General features: G+C 46.8%; 18 protein-coding genes. 15 read left to right on the top strand and 3 right to left on the bottom strand.

What is annotated here, in order from left to right; all coding sequences use genetic code 11:
* Positions 1–147 precede the first annotated feature (147 nt).
* From ettA to tsaB, 3 genes are read left to right on the top strand one after another with little or no spacing between them, the layout of a single operon-like run.
* Positions 148–1,818: an energy-dependent translational throttle protein EttA gene (ettA, locus tag OXI21_RS01090; protein WP_279617706.1), complete on the top strand. Its 1,671-nt coding sequence runs from the start codon at positions 148–150 to the stop codon at positions 1,816–1,818.
* A gap of 15 nt (positions 1,819–1,833) precedes the next feature.
* The gene (locus OXI21_RS01085; protein ID WP_279617705.1) at positions 1,834–2,010 is read left to right on the top strand and encodes a zinc-finger domain-containing protein; all 177 of its coding nucleotides are present in this window, start codon (positions 1,834–1,836) and stop codon (positions 2,008–2,010) included.
* Between the two features lie 10 nt (positions 2,011–2,020).
* Positions 2,021–2,782, top strand: a complete 762-nt coding sequence (tsaB, locus tag OXI21_RS01080) for a tRNA (adenosine(37)-N6)-threonylcarbamoyltransferase complex dimerization subunit type 1 TsaB (RefSeq protein WP_279617704.1) — start codon at positions 2,021–2,023, stop codon at positions 2,780–2,782.
* A 125-nt stretch (positions 2,783–2,907) separates the two neighbouring features.
* On the opposite strand, the gene OXI21_RS01075 is transcribed toward tsaB, so the two are convergent.
* The 3 genes from OXI21_RS01075 to OXI21_RS01065 form a co-directional block, all read right to left on the bottom strand.
* Positions 2,908–4,614 carry a proline--tRNA ligase gene (locus OXI21_RS01075; protein ID WP_279617703.1) on the bottom strand — a complete coding sequence of 569 codons (1,707 nt, stop codon included), beginning with the start codon at positions 4,612–4,614 and terminating at the stop codon, positions 2,908–2,910.
* Positions 4,615–4,702: 88 nt separating this feature from the next.
* Positions 4,703–5,248, bottom strand: a complete 546-nt coding sequence (locus OXI21_RS01070) for a DUF4124 domain-containing protein (protein ID WP_279617702.1) — start codon at positions 5,246–5,248, stop codon at positions 4,703–4,705.
* Between the two features lie 156 nt (positions 5,249–5,404).
* Positions 5,405–6,595: an amidohydrolase gene (locus tag OXI21_RS01065; protein ID WP_279617701.1), complete on the bottom strand. Its 1,191-nt coding sequence runs from the start codon at positions 6,593–6,595 to the stop codon at positions 5,405–5,407.
* A gap of 190 nt (positions 6,596–6,785) precedes the next feature.
* Between OXI21_RS01065 and ndhC the strand changes: the two genes are divergently transcribed.
* Genes ndhC through nuoL form a run of 12 tightly spaced genes read left to right on the top strand, consistent with a single transcriptional unit; the run spans position 6,786 to position 18,416 of the window.
* Entirely contained in the window at positions 6,786–7,139 is a 354-nt protein-coding gene (gene ndhC, locus OXI21_RS01060; protein ID WP_279617700.1) for an NADH-quinone oxidoreductase subunit A, read from the top strand.
* Positions 7,130–7,615, top strand: a complete 486-nt coding sequence (locus OXI21_RS01055) for an NADH-quinone oxidoreductase subunit B (protein WP_279617699.1) — start codon at positions 7,130–7,132, stop codon at positions 7,613–7,615. Before ndhC ends, OXI21_RS01055 begins: the two co-directional genes overlap by 10 nt.
* Positions 7,616–7,622: 7 nt before the next feature.
* Positions 7,623–8,324, top strand: a complete 702-nt coding sequence (locus OXI21_RS01050; protein WP_279617698.1) for an NADH-quinone oxidoreductase subunit C — start codon at positions 7,623–7,625, stop codon at positions 8,322–8,324.
* 3 nt (positions 8,325–8,327) lie between these two features.
* Entirely contained in the window at positions 8,328–9,617 is a 1,290-nt protein-coding gene (locus OXI21_RS01045; protein WP_279617697.1) for an NADH-quinone oxidoreductase subunit D, read from the top strand.
* Between the two features lie 32 nt (positions 9,618–9,649).
* Entirely contained in the window at positions 9,650–10,168 is a 519-nt protein-coding gene (locus tag OXI21_RS01040; protein WP_279617696.1) for an NAD(P)H-dependent oxidoreductase subunit E, read from the top strand.
* Positions 10,168–11,457 (top strand): NADH-quinone oxidoreductase subunit NuoF, encoded by a 1,290-nt coding sequence (nuoF, locus tag OXI21_RS01035; RefSeq protein ID WP_347815478.1) that lies wholly within the window; start codon positions 10,168–10,170, stop codon positions 11,455–11,457. The genes OXI21_RS01040 and nuoF overlap by 1 nt, the downstream gene beginning before the upstream one ends.
* Complete coding sequence (gene nuoG / locus OXI21_RS01030) at positions 11,450–13,780, top strand: NADH-quinone oxidoreductase subunit NuoG (RefSeq protein ID WP_279617694.1); 2,331 nt, start codon at positions 11,450–11,452, stop codon at positions 13,778–13,780. The genes nuoF and nuoG overlap by 8 nt, the downstream gene beginning before the upstream one ends.
* Entirely contained in the window at positions 13,780–14,835 is a 1,056-nt protein-coding gene (locus tag OXI21_RS01025) for an NADH-quinone oxidoreductase subunit H (protein WP_279617693.1), read from the top strand. The genes nuoG and OXI21_RS01025 overlap by 1 nt, the downstream gene beginning before the upstream one ends.
* A gap of 15 nt (positions 14,836–14,850) precedes the next feature.
* Positions 14,851–15,342: an NADH-quinone oxidoreductase subunit NuoI gene (nuoI, locus tag OXI21_RS01020; protein ID WP_279617692.1), complete on the top strand. Its 492-nt coding sequence runs from the start codon at positions 14,851–14,853 to the stop codon at positions 15,340–15,342.
* A 14-nt stretch (positions 15,343–15,356) separates the two neighbouring features.
* The gene (locus tag OXI21_RS01015) at positions 15,357–16,094 is read left to right on the top strand and encodes an NADH-quinone oxidoreductase subunit J (protein ID WP_279617691.1); all 738 of its coding nucleotides are present in this window, start codon (positions 15,357–15,359) and stop codon (positions 16,092–16,094) included.
* Complete coding sequence (gene nuoK, locus OXI21_RS01010; RefSeq protein WP_279617690.1) at positions 16,094–16,402, top strand: NADH-quinone oxidoreductase subunit NuoK; 309 nt, start codon at positions 16,094–16,096, stop codon at positions 16,400–16,402. Before OXI21_RS01015 ends, nuoK begins: the two co-directional genes overlap by 1 nt.
* A 1-nt stretch (position 16,403) precedes the next feature.
* Positions 16,404–18,416 (top strand): NADH-quinone oxidoreductase subunit L, encoded by a 2,013-nt coding sequence (gene nuoL, locus OXI21_RS01005; RefSeq protein WP_279617689.1) that lies wholly within the window; start codon positions 16,404–16,406, stop codon positions 18,414–18,416.
* Position 18,417: the final 1 nt, after the last annotated feature.

Raw genomic sequence — 18,417 nt, 5'->3', positions numbered from 1 at the left:
CAAGAAAATTATTTACATAAATTTAAACTTGGTTTTACAAAAATTGAAATTTACACAGAGGATGGGCGTTTTCCCTTGATCTATATCAGAAAGATCGGATAAACCCCGCCTTTAAGATCGATCAGTATTAAGTAAGGAATTGAGCGTATGACAGGACAGTTTATTTATACGATGAATCGTGTAAGCAAAGTGGTTCCTCCAAACCGAGTGATTTTAAAAGATATCTCACTCTCTTTCTTCCCGGGCGCGAAAATCGGGGTATTAGGATTAAACGGTGCGGGGAAATCAACTCTACTACGTATTATGGCGGGAGTTGATACCGAAATTCAAGGGGAAGCGCGAGCAAAACCCGGTACAAAAATTGGCTATTTAGCCCAAGAACCCCAATTAAACGAAGCGCTCGATGTGCGCGGAAACTTAGAAGAAGCGCTCGGATCCATTAAAGATGCATTAGCGGAACTTGATGCGGTCTATGCCGCTTACGCTGAACCGGATGCGGACTTTGATGCACTTGCCACAAAACAAGCAGAGCTTGAGGCCTTTTTAAGTTCAGTGGATGGTCATTCGCTCGACCGTCAGCTTGAAGTCGCCGCTGATGCGCTTCGTCTTCCACCGATGGATCGCGATGTTGCTACCCTTTCTGGGGGTGAAAAGCGCCGCGTTGCGCTCTGTAAACTTCTATTATCAAAACCTGATATGCTCCTGCTTGACGAGCCGACGAACCACTTAGATGCGGAATCGGTGGCGTGGCTTGAGCGTTTCTTACATGATTATCCGGGCACCGTTGTGGCGGTAACGCATGACCGTTACTTCTTAGATAACGTTGCGGGCTGGATTTTAGAGCTTGACCGTGGGCACGGAATTCCTTGGGAAGGCAACTATTCAAGCTGGCTTGAGCAGAAAGATAAGCGTCTTGAGCAGGAAGCAAAACAGGAAGAAGCGCACGCTAAAGCGATTAAGAAAGAGCTTGAGTGGGTGCGTCAGGGCGTTAAAGGCCGTCAGGCAAAATCGAAAGCACGTTTGGCGCGTTTTGAAGAGCTTGAGAGCCAAGAATTCCAAAAACGAAACGAAACGATGGAGATCTACATTCCACCAGGGCCGCGTCTTGGGGATTTAGTGATCGAGGCCACCGGCGTTGCTAAAGCGTTTGGTGATAAACTTCTCTATGAAGAGCTCGATTTCAGTCTGCCTCGCGGCGGGATTGTTGGGGTAATTGGTCCAAACGGGGCGGGTAAATCAACGCTCTTTAAATTGATGACCGGCCAACTTGAGCCCGATGCGGGAACGTTCCGTGTTGGTGAGACTGTCCAGCTTGCTTATGTGGATCAAAGCCGTGATTCGCTCGATGACAATAAGACCGTTTGGGAAGAGATTTCAGAAGGGTTAGACATTATTCGTGTCGGCACTTACGAGATCCCATCGCGCGCTTATTGTGGCCGTTTTAACTTTAAAGGCTCAGATCAACAGAAGTATATTAAAGATCTTTCGGGCGGTGAGCGTAACCGGGTTCACTTAGCGAAAGTACTTCGTTCAGGCGGCAACGTGATTTTACTGGACGAGCCGACGAACGACCTTGACGTTGAGACCTTACGTGCCCTTGAAGATGCGATTTTAGCGTTTGCAGGATGCGTTGTGGTGATCTCGCATGACCGCTGGTTCTTAGACCGGATCGCAACGCACATATTGGCCTTCGAAGGCGATTCTCATGTAGAATGGTTCCAAGGTAACTATGAAGAGTATGAAGCCGATAAGCGTCGTCGTTTTGGTGATGATGCGGATCAGCCTCATCGACTTAAATATAAACCCATTTCTCGATAAGAGGAGGAGCGAAACATGGCAACATCAATGGAATTAAAAGAGAAAACGATCACTCCCGCAGAGTTACCGCTCTGCTGCCCACCGATTGACGAGGTAACGTGGAAAATGCATCCGCGTGTCTACCTCAAGCCCAATGAAAAGGGCGAAGCGGTCTGCCCTTATTGCAGCACGCACTATTTGGTAAAAAAGTAACGGGAAATCGATGAAGATATTAGCATTAGATGCCTCTACGGAAGCGTGCTCGGCGGCGATATTTGTCAATGGTGAAATCATTGAACGCCTTGCGATTACGCCCCGTAAGCATATTGAAGTGTTGATGCCGATGATTAAAGAAGTGATGGAAGAATCCGGGCGTCAATTTTCAGATCTCGATGGACTTGCCTTTGCGGCAGGGCCGGGGAGCTTTGCCGGACTTCGAATCGCATGCGGCTTTATTCAAGGCTTAGGTGCGGGTCTCAACTTACCCATTGTGCCAGTTTCAACGCTCGAAACTTTAGCATTGCCAGTCTTTGAAGATCATCCTGAGGCGAATGTCCTCACCATTATGGACGCGAAAATGAACGAGATTTATTGGGCCGTCTATACCCGTGGTGAAAAGGGGCGTTTGGTCACGGTATTTGAAGATCAGGTGAGCAGTATGGATGCCATGATTGAAGCGGTGAAAGCCCATGGGTTTGAGTCGCTTTATGGCGTTGGCGATGGATTTGATTTAGATCCTGCGCTCAAAGAGACGCTCAATCTAGTGGAGATTAGTAGCCGTAAACATCCTCGCGCTGGGGAAGTTGCGCTGCTGGCCATCAGTGATATTGAGCAGAATTTGGGGCTCTATGCCGATCAAGTCTCGCCGATCTATCTGCGTCACGACATTGCACTTACCATTGAAGAGCAAGAAGCAGCGCGTCAGAAAAAGGCGGCAGAAGCAGCGGCGGAAGCGGCTCAAACGGACGCATCGTCTGAATCGTAATTGATCTCAATGCTAGCGTTTGAGAAATCGAACAATCAAGAAAAGTAGCATATTAAAAAAGGATATTGGTTTGTTCCAATATCCTTTTTTGTTGAACTCATTTTAATGGTTATGTATCTAGCCGATTATTGAGCAATTTTATCTTGTAAGAATGCGATAATTTCATCGGCGTTTACCATGGTCGCGTCGCTATCAGTACGGCCTTTATATTCAAGTTCGCCCTGCTTTAAGCTACGTTCACCAATCACAACGCGGTGCGGAATTCCGATCAATTCATGGTCGCTAAACGCTTCACCGGCGCGGACATTACGGTCTTCAAGGAGAACTTCAATGCCGAGTTTCGTGAGATCACTATAGAGTGAATCGGTGGTCTCTTTGACGAGCTCTGATTTATGATAATTCATCGGAATGAGCGATACAGTAAAGGGCGCGATCGCTTCGGGCCAAATAATGCCTGTATCATCGTGTGATTGTTCGATCGCTGCGGCCACAATACGGGTCACCCCAACGCCGTAACAACCCATCTCCATCACTGCCGCTTTTCCGTTTTCATCTAATACCGTTGCGCCAAGGGCTGCTGAATATTTATTCCCGAGTTGGAAAATATGCCCCACTTCAATTCCGCGAGCGATGCGAAGTTTACCCTTACCGCAAGGGGAAGGATCGCCCTCTTTCACTTCACGCAGATCAAGCGATTCAGGTTCATCAAGGTCTCGGCCAATATTAACGCCGATATAGTGGAAACCGGTTTCATTCGCGCCGCAGCTAAAGTTACTCATCACGGCTGCTTGTCGGTCAAATACCACGCGAATCGGAAGATTCACCGGGCCAATGGAGCCGGGAGTGGTGTTGAGTTTTTCCTCAATCTCTTCATCGGAGGCAAAGGAGAGCGGTACTTGGAAAAGACCTGAGTTTTCTGCTTTTACTTCATTGAGTTCGTGATCGCCACGGAGGCAGACCGCAATGAGCTCGCCATCAGTATCGTGAAGCACGAGGGTTTTTAACAGCATTTCAGGCGGCATATTGAAAAAGCGCGAGAGATCATCAATGGTTTTAACGCCGGGCGTTTCCATTTTGCGGAGCGGTTGATCGGCATCACGGCGCGTGCCTACGACGATCGCTTCCGCCGCTTCGACGTTTGCCGCATAATCGGAACCATCCGAGTAGACAATGGTATCTTCACCAGCATCGGCGATCACATGGAATTCTTGGGATTTACTGCCCCCAATTGCGCCAGAATCGGCAAATACCGCGCGATATTCAAGCTTTAACCGATCGAGAATATTGCTGTACGCTTCATACATGCGGTTGTAGGTCTGATCGAGCGACTCTTTATCGATGTGGAATGAGTAGGCATCTTTCATTAAGAATTCGCGCGAACGCATAACACCAAAGCGAGGGCGAATTTCATCGCGGAATTTCCACTGCATTTGGAAGAAATTGATCGGCAATTGGCGATAACTTTTTAATTCATTGCGCGCAAAATCGGTGATCACCTCTTCGTGGGTCGGACCCAAGCAGTAATCGCGATTGTGGCGGTCTTTAAAGCGAAGCAGTTCGGGGCCAAATTGTTCCCAGCGACCGGATTCTTTCCAGAGTTCGGCAGGTTGAGCGGAGGGCATTAAGACTTCCAATGCTCCGGCTTTTTCCATCTCGTCACGCACGATTGCTTCGGTTTTTTTGAGCACGCGTAATCCGAGGGGGCTCCAAGTATAGATTCCCGATGTCACACGGCGAATAAGGCCCGCGCGAAGCATTAACTGATGGGACGCAAGTTCCGCATCGTTAGGGGTTTCTCGTAAAGTATTGATTAAAAAGTTAGACGTTCTCATATTCAACAATGCTTTGGTTAATAAAAATAAGGAAAAAAAAGGGCTACGCTCTAGTGTAGCCCTTTTTGTGGAATGCTGTCTTCAAAAATTATTCGCAGAAGATCTCAACATCGCGCATCGCTTGTTCGTGAAGCTCGCGCACTTCAATTTCATCTAAGGTGCGATAGGTGCCATCTTCATTGGCCATTTTGAGTTTGCCATATTCGCCGCCCATATAATCATTGAGCGAATTGAGATAATCGGTGGCCTCTTCACAGCGTTTTGCGTCGCGATTTTTCGCTACTGAACGCGCTTCTTCGAGAAGTTTTTCAGTAGATTCGCTCTTTTTTGCGTCGGCCTCTTTCTCTTCATTTAATTGAGAGAAACCAGAGAATGAAGGGGTTTTCGGCGTTGTCGCCTCTTGCTGACCTTCGTAACGCTCACGATCTTTAGGCACTAAAAAAGCGGTCGACGATTCTAAAACCTCGATGCGATTGCCACTCATGCCGGGAGGCGGTGTTTGGCCGTAATAGGTAGTGCCTGATGCGTCGGTCCACTTATAGATCGTGGTTCGACCATCGTTTTGTGCGTAGCCGGTGCCCATCAGAGCACTTAAAATGAACGCACTTAAAAGCGTCGCTGTAAGACGTTTCATAGTGTTATCTCTCTTTATTAATTATCGAACTATTATCTTGCGTTAGTATACTACTTGGCAATAAAATTATCACGTTAAGATGGGGTTGCCCCTTAACTAAGATCAATTAAGCGAATGATAACTCATATTAATTGATAAGGTGATTTTTTGCGTGCACTATTTTAAATAGTCGAGGGCAAGCTGACAAAAAATAGCTGACCCAATCAATAAGTTACGGTCATCAAAATCAAAACCACTTGTATGAAGTGGGGTGAGGGTGTCGCTTTTATCATTACCGAGATAAAAATACGCTCCCGGTTTTTCCGCGAGCATAAAGCCAAAATCTTCCGCGCCCATCGAGGGGATTTTATCAAAATGCAGGTGCTCGGGTTTAATGAGTGATTCGATGCTGTTAATGGCAAAGGCGGTGGCGTTGGGTTCATTAATGGTGGGGATATAGCCATCGATCAATTCAACCTCTGCTGTTGCGCCGTAGCTTTCTGCGGTAAATTCAACAAGTTCGCGAATGCGCGCTTTCACTTTTTCGCGGATAGCCACATCAAAATAGCGGAGCGTGCCGGTCATCGCCACTTCGCCGGGAATCGCATTATTGGCAACGCCGCCGTGAATGGTGCCGATGGTAATCACCGCTGAGTCGATGGCGGAGAGATTTCGTGCGGGAATCGATTGAAGCGCGGTGACGATTTGGGCCGCAACATAGATGGTGTCGACGGTTTGATAGGGGTGCGCTGCGTGTCCGCCACAGCTTTTTACCTTAATGCGAATGGTGCAAGTGCCCGCCATCTGCGCGCCATCACGAATCAGTACATCGCCGGTTTTTGCGCCGGGATAATTATGATACGCAAAGACGGTGTCGACGGGGAATTTCTCAAAAAGACCTGCCTCAATCATGCGTTTAGCGCCAGCAGTATCCTCTTCATCCGGCTGAAAAATCAGCGTAACAATCCCATCAAATTCCGCATCAAACTGAAGATATTTCGCCGCCATTAAGAGGGTTGTCATATGCCCATCATGTCCGCAAGCGTGCATAACACCTGGGGTTTGCGAGGTGTAGGGAAGATTATTTGATTCATTAATGGGTAATGCATCAATATCCGCCCGCAGCCCGATATTGCGATTAGACTGCCCTTTTTTAATGATTCCGATAATCCCCGTGCCGATTAATCGATGGGTTTCGATATTCCATGATTTTAAGCAATTTTCAATATAATCCGCCGTTTTATATTCCTCGCGGGATAACTCAGGATTTTGATGGAGATTTTTGCGGATTTCGATAAATTCCGGCTCATAATTACGGAGTTTATTAATTAATGGGGAATCTAGATTTTTAAGAGAATTATGTGGCATAATATTCTTCTAAGTTAGTACAAAAAACGACTAATGACTTTTATTTTCAATGATAATCAATTAGTATGAACGGATCGGTATACACGGTGTAGTGTGTATATATTACAGGCTTTAACAGGGGTTTTCCATCTCTAGAAGCTTGTTCCGTCAATAAAACATATTAAATTACAGATTGGAGGAATTCGTAGGTATGATGCAATATCTTCCTATACTGGTCTTTATTATTTTCAGCTTTTTATTCGCTGCAGTAATAATAGGGCTAGGTTACGTACTGAGTCCAAGCAAACCGAATGCGGAAAAACTCTCTCCTTACGAGAGTGGTTTTGAGGCGTTTGAAGATGCGCGGCTTAAATTTGACGTTCGATTCTACCTTGTTGCCATTCTCTTTATCGTCTTTGACCTTGAATTAATCTTCTTAATTCCTTGGGCAGCGGCATTTAATCACATCGGTTTACCAGGCATTATTGCGGGGGTTGTATTCCTACTTCTGCTCGTGGCTGGTTTTGCGTATGAATGGAAAAAAGGAGCGTTGGAATGGGATTAGAAGGAAAGTTAGAAGAAGGCTTTGTAACCACCACGCTTGACTCGGCAATTAACTGGGCAAGAACGGGGTCGTTATGGCCGGTAACATTTGGACTTGCGTGTTGTGCGCTTGAGATGATGCATGCCGGAGCGGCGCGTTATGACCTTGAGCGTTTTGGGGGCGGGGTATTTAGGGCCTCACCAAGACAGGCAGACCTCATGATTATCGCAGGGACATTGACGAATAAAATGGCAGTGCCACTGCGAAAAGTATATGACCAGATGCCAGAGCCAAAATGGGTTATCTCCATGGGTTCTTGTGCAAATGGGGGTGGGTATTATCACTACTCATATTCAGTGGTGCGCGGGGCGGATCGGGTTGTGCCGGTTGACGTCTATGTGCCGGGCTGTCCCCCTACGGCTGAAGCGTTAATTTACGGCATTATGCAACTCCATGAGAAAATTAAACGCACCAGCACAATTGCACGATTAGGGTAGGTGAATTATGACTATTAGAAATCCACAAGAGTTACTCTCCTGCATCAAAAAACTGCTTCCAGATTACGTCAAAGACTCAGCAGTATTCCTCGACGAGCTTACAATCACTGTAGGCCAAGACTCTCTTTTTGACGCCCTCTCCCTCCTAAAAAATTCTCCTGAACTCGACTTTAAACAGCTTAGCGACATTACGGCGGTGGATTATGCTGCCTACGGTATTGCTGAGTGGGATATTGAAGCGTCGAATCACGGATTTAGCCGAGGGGTTACCAAACGCACGACCGGACAAGATGCGGATCACTTAGAACCTGTGATCGCGAATAAACGCATGCCGGAACGCTTTGCGGTGGTATATCACCTTCTGTCGCTAACGCACAACTCGCGCGTTCGCGTTAAATGTTTTGTTGACGAATCTCGTAAAGGCGCGCTTCCAATGCTCGATTCCGCTGTGGATCTTTGGGCGGCGGCAAACTGGTATGAGCGTGAAGTCTTCGACATGTTCGGCATTGGATTTAAAGGGCATCCGGATCTGCGCCGTATCCTCACGGATTATGGCTTTATCGGTCACCCGCTCCGTAAAGATTTCCCATTAACCGGAAATGTTGAGGTGATCTATGATGCGGAACTGCGTCGTGTGGCGTATCAGCCTGTGACGATTGAGTCGCGTGTCAACATTCCTCGGACGATTCGTAAAGGGGAAGGGAACTAGATTATGGCAAATATTGAAAACTACACACTGAACTTTGGTCCGCAGCATCCGGCAGCACACGGGGTTATGCGGATGATTTTGGAGCTTCGCGGTGAGACGGTTGAGCGCGCAGACGTTCATATCGGTCTTCTCCATCGTGGAACTGAAAAGTTGATGGAAGCGAAGCCCTACACCCATTCGATTGGGTATTTAGACCGTCTTGATTACTGTTCATGTTTAAATAACGAGCATGCGTATGTATTAGCGGTTGAAAAACTGCTTGGTATCGAAGTGCCGATTCGTGCGCAATATATCCGTGTACTTATGGATGAAACCACGCGTGTGATGAACCACCTTATGTGGTTAGGCGCACACGGGCATGACTTAGGCGCAATGGCGATGCTGCTCTACTGTTTCCGCGATCGTGAAGAACTTTACGATCTACAGGAAGCGATTACCGGCGCGCGGATTCACCCCTTCTATTATCGTATCGGCGGGGTGGCGAAAGATCTTCCGAAAACCATGCCTCAATATGAGAAAGGGATTCCCGGACGCATCTTTAAAAAACGCCCATTAAAACTTCGTTCACAAAAAACGATTGATAAACTCAACAAACCGCGTCAAGGGGATGTACTCGACTTCTTAGAAGATTTCTGCGATCGCTTTGACAACAAACATATGCCGGAATATAAGGCGCTTCTCGTCGGCAACCGTATCTGGAAACAGCGTGTTGTAGGCATCGGCGTTGTATCGGCTGAGCGCGCTATTGAGCTTGGATTTACCGGGCCAATGTTACGCGGATCGGGCGTTGAGTGGGATATTCGTAAGAAACATCCTTATTCGGTATACGATCAGCTCGAATTTGATGTGCCGGTAGGCGTGAACGGTGACTGTTATGACCGTTTCCTTGTGCGCATTGAAGAGATGAATCAATCCGTTCGCATTATTCGTCAATGTATCGATTGGCTCCGTAAAAACGAAGGGCCGGTGATGAGTGAAGATTCACGCGTCACGATTCCAAAACGCGGTGATGTGAAAGAGGATATGGAAGCCTTAATTCAGCAATTTAAAGTCTTTACTGAAGGCTTTTGTGTGCCCGAAGGTGAGGTCTATGTTCCGATCGAGCATCCGAAAGGTGAATTTGGTGTTTACCTCGTATCCGATGGTGCGAATAAGCCCTATCGCGTTAAATTGAGAACTCCTGGGTTCCCGCACATTTCAGCAACGCATGAGATGGCAAAAGGCCACATGTTATCTGACTTGGTCGCGATTTTAGGTACCCAAGACATGGTGTTCGGTGATATTGACCGATAGTTCGATAAATAGACAATTGTTGAGTAATGAAGATGAAAGGTAAAGAGAGTATTTTAAGCGCGAACGTACAAGCGGAAATTGATGCGTGGTTACAACGTTTCCCTGATGACCGCAAACAATCAGCGCTCTTAGCTGCACTTCGTGCTGTACAACATGAAAATGAAGGCTATCTCACCACCGAATTAATGGATGCCGTTGCAGAGTATTTAGATCTGCCACCGGTGGCGGTATATGAGGTTGCTACCTTCTATTCAATGTACGAAATGAAGCCCTGCGGTAAAAACGCACTCATGATCTGTACCAATATCTCCTGCATGCTGCGTGGCGGCGAGGAGATTTTAGCGCATGTGGAGAATCGTTTAGGCATTAAAGCTGGCGAATCAACCCCTGATGGTCTTTTTTCATTAAAGAAAGAGGACGAATGCATTGCGGCATGTACCAATGCCCCAGCAGCGCTGGTCAATCATGAATATCACGAGAACTTAACGATCGAAAAGATCGATGAGATCTTAGATAAAATTATTGAGAATTCAAAAGGAGCAAACGCATGATTATGAATGAAGTTTGTTACTTTACCCTAGGTCACGACAATCCGTGGTCGATCGACACCTATTTGGAGCTCGGCGGCTATGAGGGTTGGAAAAAGATTCTACGCGGCGAATTGTCCCGTGATGAAGTGATCGAATTGGTAAAAGCGTCTGAACTTCGCGGTCGTGGTGGGGCAGGGTTCCCAACCGGAGTGAAGTGGAGCTTTATGCCAAAAGGCGATGGCGTTAAGAGCTATCTCGTCTGTAACTCGGATGAATCTGAGCCCGGCACCTGTAAAGACCGTGATATTTTGCGTTTTAACCCGCACGCACTTGTTGAAGGAATGCTGATTGGCGCCTTCGCAATCGGTGCTGAAGTGGGTTACAACTATATGCGCGGTGAGTTTATGCATGAGCCCTTTGAGCGTTTTGAACAAGCGGTTCAAGAGGCAAAAGACGCGGGCCTTCTTGGCGATAATATCCAAGGAACCGGCATTAACATTCATCTCTACGGAGCACTCGGTGCGGGCGCATATATCTGTGGGGAAGAGACGGCGCTTTTAGAATCCTTAGAAGGTAAAAAAGGTCAGCCACGTTTTAAACCCCCATTCCCAGCGGCGGTGGGTTTGTACGGTAAACCGACCACCATTAATAACTGTGAATCGCTCTCATCGGTTGGACGCATTTTACGTAATGGTCCCGATTGGTTTAAAGAGCACGGCATTCCCGGTGCAGGCGGTCAAAAGATCTTCTCGGTATCAGGACACGTTGCCAAACCCGGTAACTATGAGATTCCGATGGGGACTCCCTTTAAGGATCTTTTAGAGTTAGCCGGCGGTGTGTGGAAAGGCCGTAAATTAAAAGCGGTGATTCCCGGCGGATCGTCAGTTCCTGTTGTGCCAGCGGATATTATGATGGGCGTTAACATGGATTACGACTCGATCGCGAAAGGCGCAGGCTCAATGATGGGGTCGGGCGCAGTGATCGTGATGGATGAAACCACCGATATGGTCAAAGCCTTACAAACGCTTTCCAGTTTCTACTTTAGCGAATCGTGCGGGCAATGTACGCCGTGCCGCGAAGGAACCGGTTGGTTATTCCGCATTGTGACACGTATTTTAGAAGGTAAAGGCCGTCCTGAAGATATGGAGCGTTTACTCCATGTTGCCAATAATATTGGTGGACGAACCATTTGTGCTTTAGGTGATGCAGCGGCGGCACCTGTATTGAGCTTTATTAAGCATTTCCCAGAAGAATTTGCTTATTACATTGAACATGGCCGCAGCATGGTAGAGGGAGCAAATAATGACTAACGACAATATGCTCACGATTACAATTGATGGCAAAGAGATTAAGGCGCCAAAAGGGAGCATGCTCATTGAAGTAGCCGATAACGCAGGGATTCCGATTCCACGTTTTTGCTACCACGATAAGCTCTCCATCGCCGCAAGTTGCCGGATGTGTTTAGTGGATGTTGAACGCATGCCAAAACCTGCGCCTGCGTGTGCAACGCCCATTATGGATGGCATGATTGTGCGTACCCGTAGTGAAAAAGCGCGTGAAGCACAAAAAGCAGTAATGGAATTTTTACTCATTAATCACCCACTTGATTGCCCTGTGTGCGACCAAGGTGGTGAGTGTGAGTTACAAGATTTCTCCTATCAATATGGTCAAAATCTCTCACTTTTCGAAGAAGAGAAACGCCATTATGAAAAAATTGATATCGGACCACTCGTAGAAACCTTTATGAATCGCTGTATCCAATGTACCCGTTGTGTACGTTACGGCGATGAAATTGCAGGCATGCGCGAGCTTGGCGGGATGAATCGTGGGGATCGTTTAGAGATCACAACGCATATTGAGCACGAGCTTAAATCGGAAGTATCGGCCAATATTATCGATATCTGTCCGGTAGGAGCGCTCACCGCAAAACCATCTAAATATCAGGCGCGTCCTTGGGAATATGAAAATCACCCATCCATTAGCATTCATGATGGTTTAGGCGCGAACACGTCAATTCATACCCTTCGCGGTAAAATTGCACGCAGCGTTCCTCGTGAAAATGAAGCGATTAATGAAATCTGGATTGCTGACCGTGACCGTTTCAGTTATGAAGCGATCCATAGCAGTGATCGTGCTTTAGCACCTTATATTAAAGGGGGCGATGGCCAATTAGAGAAAACTGATTGGGCGAAAGCATTGCTTGCAACTCGTATGGTGCTCGAAGGAGTAATCTCAAAACATGGTGCAGATCAAGTGGGCGTTCTCGTATCACCGCTTGCCACCGTTGAAGAGATGCATTTAGCGCAGAAATTAGCGAAATCCCTCGGCATTAAAAATATTGACCATCGTTTTAATCAAGAAGATTTCCGTAATGATCGTTCTGAACCTCTCTATCGCGGTTTAGGTGTGTCAGTTGCGGATGTGAATGCACTTGATTCGTTTGCACTGATTGGTGCGGACATTCGTATGGAGCTTCCCGTTCTTGGTATTCGTATGCGTGATGCAGTGAAAAACGGCGCGCGCGTTTCGATGTTAAGTAGCTATGATGCTGACCAGCTCGTTCCAGTAAATGCCTTAGTGCGCCACCCGGGCAAATGGGTTGGTGAGTTATCAGCGGTCTTAAACGCATTAGCGACGTCGAAAAATGTAGAGGTTGATCGCAATCTTCTTCAGTTCGCTGGTGAGTTAAGTGCCGAAGGACAAGCGCTCGTTGATCAGCTGCTCGCAGGTAAAAAACAGTGGGTGGTGCTTGGTGCGGAAGCGATTCGTCATCCTGACTTTGCCTTTATTCAAGCGCTCTCAATGGCGATTGCGAAGGTAAGCGGTGCGAACTTTGGGTATATCAGCGAAGGCGCGAATGCAACGGGTGCGATGTTAACGAAAGTTCATCCTGATGTGGGCGGTCTTAATACAAAAGCGATGATCGATGCGCAATTAAAAGCGTATCTATTAGTAGGTGCGATCGATCCGATAGAGGATTATCATAATCCAGCACAGATCGATGCGGCATTAACCAAAGCGGATATTGTTGTGGCGATGACGCCATTCTTTAGCGATTATCTCAGCCGTGTGGCAACCACTGTGTTGCCGGTAGCGGCATGGGGTGAAACTCCGGGCTCACTTGTGAATCTTGAAGGCAAATGCCAAACCGTTTCGGCAGCGGCGCTTCCTCAAGGGGAAGCTCGTCCGCTCTGGAAAGTATTGCGCGTATTAGGCAATCAGTTCCAACTTGATGGATTTGATTATATTAATGCCGGCGAGATCTTAGCTGAATGGAATGTAGCGCAAAAAGAATTGGGCGAGGCAACCAACTTTGTTGAGATCAACGTGGAAGGTTATGAGCGAAATGTTCGTGATGTTCTAATGGCGATTCCTTCACGTTCACTCTACTCAGTCGATGCTTATGTGCGCCGTTCTGAAGCGTTACAAAAAACCCCTCTTGCAAAACGAGCACGCATTGCGGTTAATCCCGGCGTTGCGATGATTGCGAGCAAGGAGACATTTGAACTGCAAGGTCAGTCGCTCTCGATTCGTGTCACGGAAAAACTTGCGGATCAAGTGGTTCGTATCCCCGTTGAATTCGCAGGAAGCGTACCATTTTACTCTGCCGATCTACTTAAGGAGGCAAAATAATGGAATTGTTAATGGCAATTTACAACTACCCATTAGTGGCTGCGTTAGTGAAAGCGATCGCGGTGATTATTCCGGTGGTGTTAGGGGTTGCGTATCTCACCTTAGTTGAGCGTAAAGTGCTCGGGTATATGCATGTCCGTTTAGGGCCAAACCGTGTAGGGCCATATGGTCTTTTACAACCGTTTGCTGACCTTTTGAAAATGCTCTTTAAAGAGTTTGTGATTCCCTCAGCGGCGAACAAAAAAATGTTCTTAGTCGCGCCCTTTATTGCAATCACTTCCGCCTTTGCGGTGTGGGTGGTCATTCCTTTCGGGGAAGGGGCATTTAAAGAGGGCTCAATGCTCGATTCGAGTGTGTTATATGTCTTAGCGATCGCATCGCTCGGCGTTTATGCATCACTTATTGGTGGTTGGGCATCGAACTCAAAATTTGCGATTTTCGGAGCGATCCGTAGCGCAGCTCAAGTAATTTCATACGAACTTGCGATGGGCTTTGCGTTAATCGCGGTGATTATCACAGCCGGTAGCCTTAACTTTACCGATATTGTGCTCGGTCAGAAAGGTTACGGTATTTTAAGCTGGTATTTCATTCCGCTTTTCCCAGTGATGATTGTGTATTACATCTCAAGTTTAGCGGAACTAAACCGTGCACCGTTTGCGGTGGTAGAAGGGGAGTCTGAAATTGTTGCTGGGTTCTTTACCGAGTATTCAAGTACCGGGTTCGTGAGCTTCTATCTAGCGGAATATACCAACATGATCTTAGCCTCAGCGCTTATTACACTTCTCTTCTTTGGAGGTTGGTTATCACCGCTTTCAGGATTTGGCTTAGAGAGTGTTCCAGTTTTAGGCTGGCTCGCGCAGGATGGCATTATCTGGATGGTGCTTAAGATTATCTTCTTCCTCTTCAGTATTATTTGGGTGCGTGCGACCTTCCCCGGGTATCGTTATGACCAAATCATGCGTTTAGGATGGAAATTCTTTATTCCGATTACCGTGATCTGGTTACTTGTTGTAGTGGTTATGCATCAAGTGAACTTCGGTCCTTGGTTTAGTTAAAGGTAGGGGAAAACGATGTCGAATAAATTTAAATTACTCTACGATACATTTACCCTTCGTGAGCTACGGAAAGGTCTGGGCATCACATGGCGTTATATGTTTCGTGATAAATTCACTGTCTCATATCCAGAGGAAAAAACCCCGCAATCGAATCGATTCCGTGGGCTCCATGCATTAAGACGCTACCCCAATGGGGAAGAGCGTTGCATCGCATGTAAACTCTGTGAGGCAACCTGTCCCGCGCAAGCGATTACGATCGATACAGAAGAGCGTGCCGATGGTACCCGTCGTACCACTCGTTACGATATTGACCTCTTCAAATGCATCTTCTGCGGTCTGTGCGAACAAGCCTGTCCGGTTGATTCCATTGTTCAAACGCGTATTTTTGAATACCACATGGAAGAGAAGGGCGACAACATTATCACTAAAGAGCAGTTACTTGCGATTGGTGATAAGTTCGAAGAGCAGATTGCAAGCGATCTCGCTCAAGATAGCGATTTGTACTAAAGAGGTGATAGAAAATGTTATTTAAGATTCTGTTTTATATTTTCGCTGCCATCACCATCTATTCTGCGGTGCGCGTTGTCAGTGCGAAAAATACCATGACCTCGGTACTTCACTTGATTTTAACCTTTGTGATGACGAGCTGTTTATGGATGTTACTGCAGGCGGAGTTCTTAGCGCTTGCACTCATTATTATCTATTGTGGCGCGGTAATGGTCTTCTTCCTATTTGCGGTGATGATGCTCGATATTCCTGAAGAGGCGCTTAAAAGTGCTGGGAATAAAAAGTACATTGCAATTGGACTCATTGTTGCGGTGGTATTTGTGGCAGAGATCATTGCGATTACCACAGGCTCAGAGAGCTTATTGCGTAATCCTGAACACTTCAGCGCAATTGTCGGTGAGGATCCTGTGAGCAAATTTGGAAGCAATCCAAAAGATCTCGGATTTTTACTCTACACCGAATACCTCTACTCATTTGAAGTGGTGGCGATGGTGCTTTTAGTATCGATGATCGCAGCAATTAGCTTAACGCGTCGTACCGGTCCGCTTAAACGTAAAGAGGTGGATGTGTCATGGCAGATCCGTCAAAACGCTGAGGATCGCATGCGCGTTGTTTCAATGCCTGCATCGAAAATGGCTGAGTATGTAGAACCGGAAGAAGCGCCTGTGCTCGAAGAGAGTGACGCGGCCGCGGAAGGGGAAGCAGTGACAGCCGATGCAGCTCCCGCAGATGACAAAAAGGAGGAAAAATAATGAACTTAGTCGTAACGGATTATGTCGTACTGGCAAGTATCCTATTTGGCATTAGTGCGGCTGGCATTTTTATTAATCGGAAGAATCTGATTGTATTGTTGATGTGTATCGAAATGATGCTCTTATCGACCAGTATTCTTTTCGTGGCGTTTTCAACCTTTGCAAACGATCTTCATGGTCAGGTGTTTGTTTTCTTCACGCTCGCGGTGGCCGCGGCGGAAGCAGCGATTGGACTTGCAATCTTAGTGCTAATCTTTAGAAAACGAGCCGAAATCGATGTTGATAGTTTAAATGAGATGAGAGGCTAAAATGGAATTAAAATTTGTCTATTTATCAATCGTTTTATTGCCTCTATTAGGCTCGATTATCTCAGGACTTTTCTGCCGAGTAATCAACCCGAAAGTGGCACATAGCGTAACGATTCTCTTTGTGGGAATCGCAGCGGCTCTCTCAGTGATGGTGTTAATTCAACATTTCAATGGGACGGCGCCAATCTTTGACGATAACGTCTACACCTGGATGGATGCGGGAAATGCAACGGTTGCCGTCGGCTTCCTTGTGGATAACTTAACCGCAATGATGATGGTGGTAGTTACCTCTGTATCGCTCATGGTGCATATCTACTCAATTGGGTATATGTCTGGCGATCCTGGGTATAGCCGCTTCTTCAGCTACATCTCACTCTTTACTTTCTCAATGTTGATGCTGGTGATGTCAAACAACTTCATGCAGCTCTTCTTTGGTTGGGAAGCGGTGGGTCTTGTATCCTATCTTCTGATCGGTTTCTGGTATAAAAAGCCTACAGCGATCTACGCAAACATGAAAGCGTTCGTGGTTAACCGTGTGGGTGACTTTGGATTTATTATCGGGATCGCGTGCGTATTTATGATGAGCGGAAGCCTTCATTACAGCGGCGCATTCTCAAATCTTGAAAGTGCTCATACAACGTTCCATTTCTTCGGAATGGAGTGGAATATGGTGACGGTTGCCTGTTTCTTCCTCTTTATTGGGGCAATGGGTAAATCAGCGCAAGTTCCCTTACATGTATGGTTACCGGATTCGATGGAAGGTCCGACCCCAATCTCGGCACTGATTCACGCGGCAACAATGGTTACCGCAGGGATCTTCATGGTGTCACGTATGGCGCCTCTATATGAGTTATCGACCGCAGCACTCTCATTTATCATGATTATTGGTGCGATCACAGCGCTCTTTATGGGGGTTTTAGGTCTCTTCCAAAATGACATTAAACGCGTTGTGGCGTATTCAACCATTTCACAACTCGGTTATATGACGGTTGCTCTTGGTGCGTCAGCGTACTCAATGGCAGCGTTCCACTTAACCACGCACGCATTCTTTAAAGCCCTTCTCTTCTTAGGTGCAGGATCGGTGATTATCGGTATGCATCACGAGCAAGATATGCGCTTTATGGGTGGCCTTGCAAAACGGATGCCGATCACTTGGATTACCACGTTATTAGGTGCGCTTGCGCTGATTGGTATGCCATTCTTCTCAGGCTACTACTCAAAAGAGGGCATCATTATGGCACTTCACCATAGCGATATCTTCGGCAGTGGCTTTGCGAGCATTGCGTTACTCTTAGGGGTTTTCTTAACGGCACTCTACACCTTCCGTATGATCTTCTTGGTCTTCCACGGAAAAGAGCGTTTCACCATCGATCCAAACGATCACAGTGGTGCGCAAGGCGTGCTTCACGAGGTACCAAAAGAGTCTCGTTTAGTGGTAACGATTCCGTTAATTTTATTAGCGATTCCATCTGTGATTCTTGGTTGGTATATGGCGCCGGAGATGCTTTCAGGCAGTTTCTTAAAAGAAGCGCTTGAAGTGAATGGCCCACTTTTACACAGCACGATGAGCGATCTTCAAGCGGATTTTGCAGGTCTTTCAGGTACGGGAATTTCATGGGAGATGACCAAAGAGGCGATCACCGCTCCAGCGTTCTATCTCACCATTGCAGGACTTCTCACAGCATGGTTTGTCTATATGGTAAAACCATCCATTGCTGATGCGGCAACGAACGCGGTTGAAAAAGCGCGCTTAATGCCTCTCTTTGCGAACAACTATTACTTCGACAAGATCAATGAAAAAGTCTTCTCTGCCGGAGCGATTAGCGTTGGTAATACATTATGGAAGAAGGTCGATGACGAACTGATCGATCAGAAGATCGTCTTTGGTTCATCACGCATTGCAAGCGCTCTCGGGGGCTTTGTGCGTAAGATCCAAACAGGATACCTCTATCACTCAGCATTTTTAATGATCATAGGGCTGTTAGTGCTTATGACATGGGTCGTTTTTAACTAGG

Source organism: Ignatzschineria sp. RMDPL8A, assembly GCF_029815055.1.
Taxonomy (GTDB): domain Bacteria; phylum Pseudomonadota; class Gammaproteobacteria; order Cardiobacteriales; family Wohlfahrtiimonadaceae; genus CALZBJ01.
Note: the sequence above shows the minus strand (reverse complement) of the source record. Positions and strands in the feature narration are given on the sequence as shown.

Coding starts and splice junctions, on each gene's coding strand:
- ettA (WP_279617706.1), top strand. CDS start 148: ATGACAGGACAGTTTATTTATACGATGAATCGTGTAAGCAAAGTGGTT.
- OXI21_RS01085 (WP_279617705.1), top strand. CDS start 1,834: ATGGCAACATCAATGGAATTAAAAGAGAAAACGATCACTCCCGCAGAG.
- tsaB (WP_279617704.1), top strand. CDS start 2,021: ATGAAGATATTAGCATTAGATGCCTCTACGGAAGCGTGCTCGGCGGCG.
- OXI21_RS01075 (WP_279617703.1), bottom strand. CDS start 4,614: ATGAGAACGTCTAACTTTTTAATCAATACTTTACGAGAAACCCCTAAC.
- OXI21_RS01070 (WP_279617702.1), bottom strand. CDS start 5,248: ATGAAACGTCTTACAGCGACGCTTTTAAGTGCGTTCATTTTAAGTGCT.
- OXI21_RS01065 (WP_279617701.1), bottom strand. CDS start 6,595: ATGCCACATAATTCTCTTAAAAATCTAGATTCCCCATTAATTAATAAA.
- ndhC (WP_279617700.1), top strand. CDS start 6,786: ATGATGCAATATCTTCCTATACTGGTCTTTATTATTTTCAGCTTTTTA.
- OXI21_RS01055 (WP_279617699.1), top strand. CDS start 7,130: ATGGGATTAGAAGGAAAGTTAGAAGAAGGCTTTGTAACCACCACGCTT.
- OXI21_RS01050 (WP_279617698.1), top strand. CDS start 7,623: ATGACTATTAGAAATCCACAAGAGTTACTCTCCTGCATCAAAAAACTG.
- OXI21_RS01045 (WP_279617697.1), top strand. CDS start 8,328: ATGGCAAATATTGAAAACTACACACTGAACTTTGGTCCGCAGCATCCG.
- OXI21_RS01040 (WP_279617696.1), top strand. CDS start 9,650: ATGAAAGGTAAAGAGAGTATTTTAAGCGCGAACGTACAAGCGGAAATT.
- nuoG (WP_279617694.1), top strand. CDS start 11,450: ATGACTAACGACAATATGCTCACGATTACAATTGATGGCAAAGAGATT.
- OXI21_RS01025 (WP_279617693.1), top strand. CDS start 13,780: ATGGAATTGTTAATGGCAATTTACAACTACCCATTAGTGGCTGCGTTA.
- nuoI (WP_279617692.1), top strand. CDS start 14,851: ATGTCGAATAAATTTAAATTACTCTACGATACATTTACCCTTCGTGAG.
- OXI21_RS01015 (WP_279617691.1), top strand. CDS start 15,357: ATGTTATTTAAGATTCTGTTTTATATTTTCGCTGCCATCACCATCTAT.
- nuoK (WP_279617690.1), top strand. CDS start 16,094: ATGAACTTAGTCGTAACGGATTATGTCGTACTGGCAAGTATCCTATTT.
- nuoL (WP_279617689.1), top strand. CDS start 16,404: ATGGAATTAAAATTTGTCTATTTATCAATCGTTTTATTGCCTCTATTA.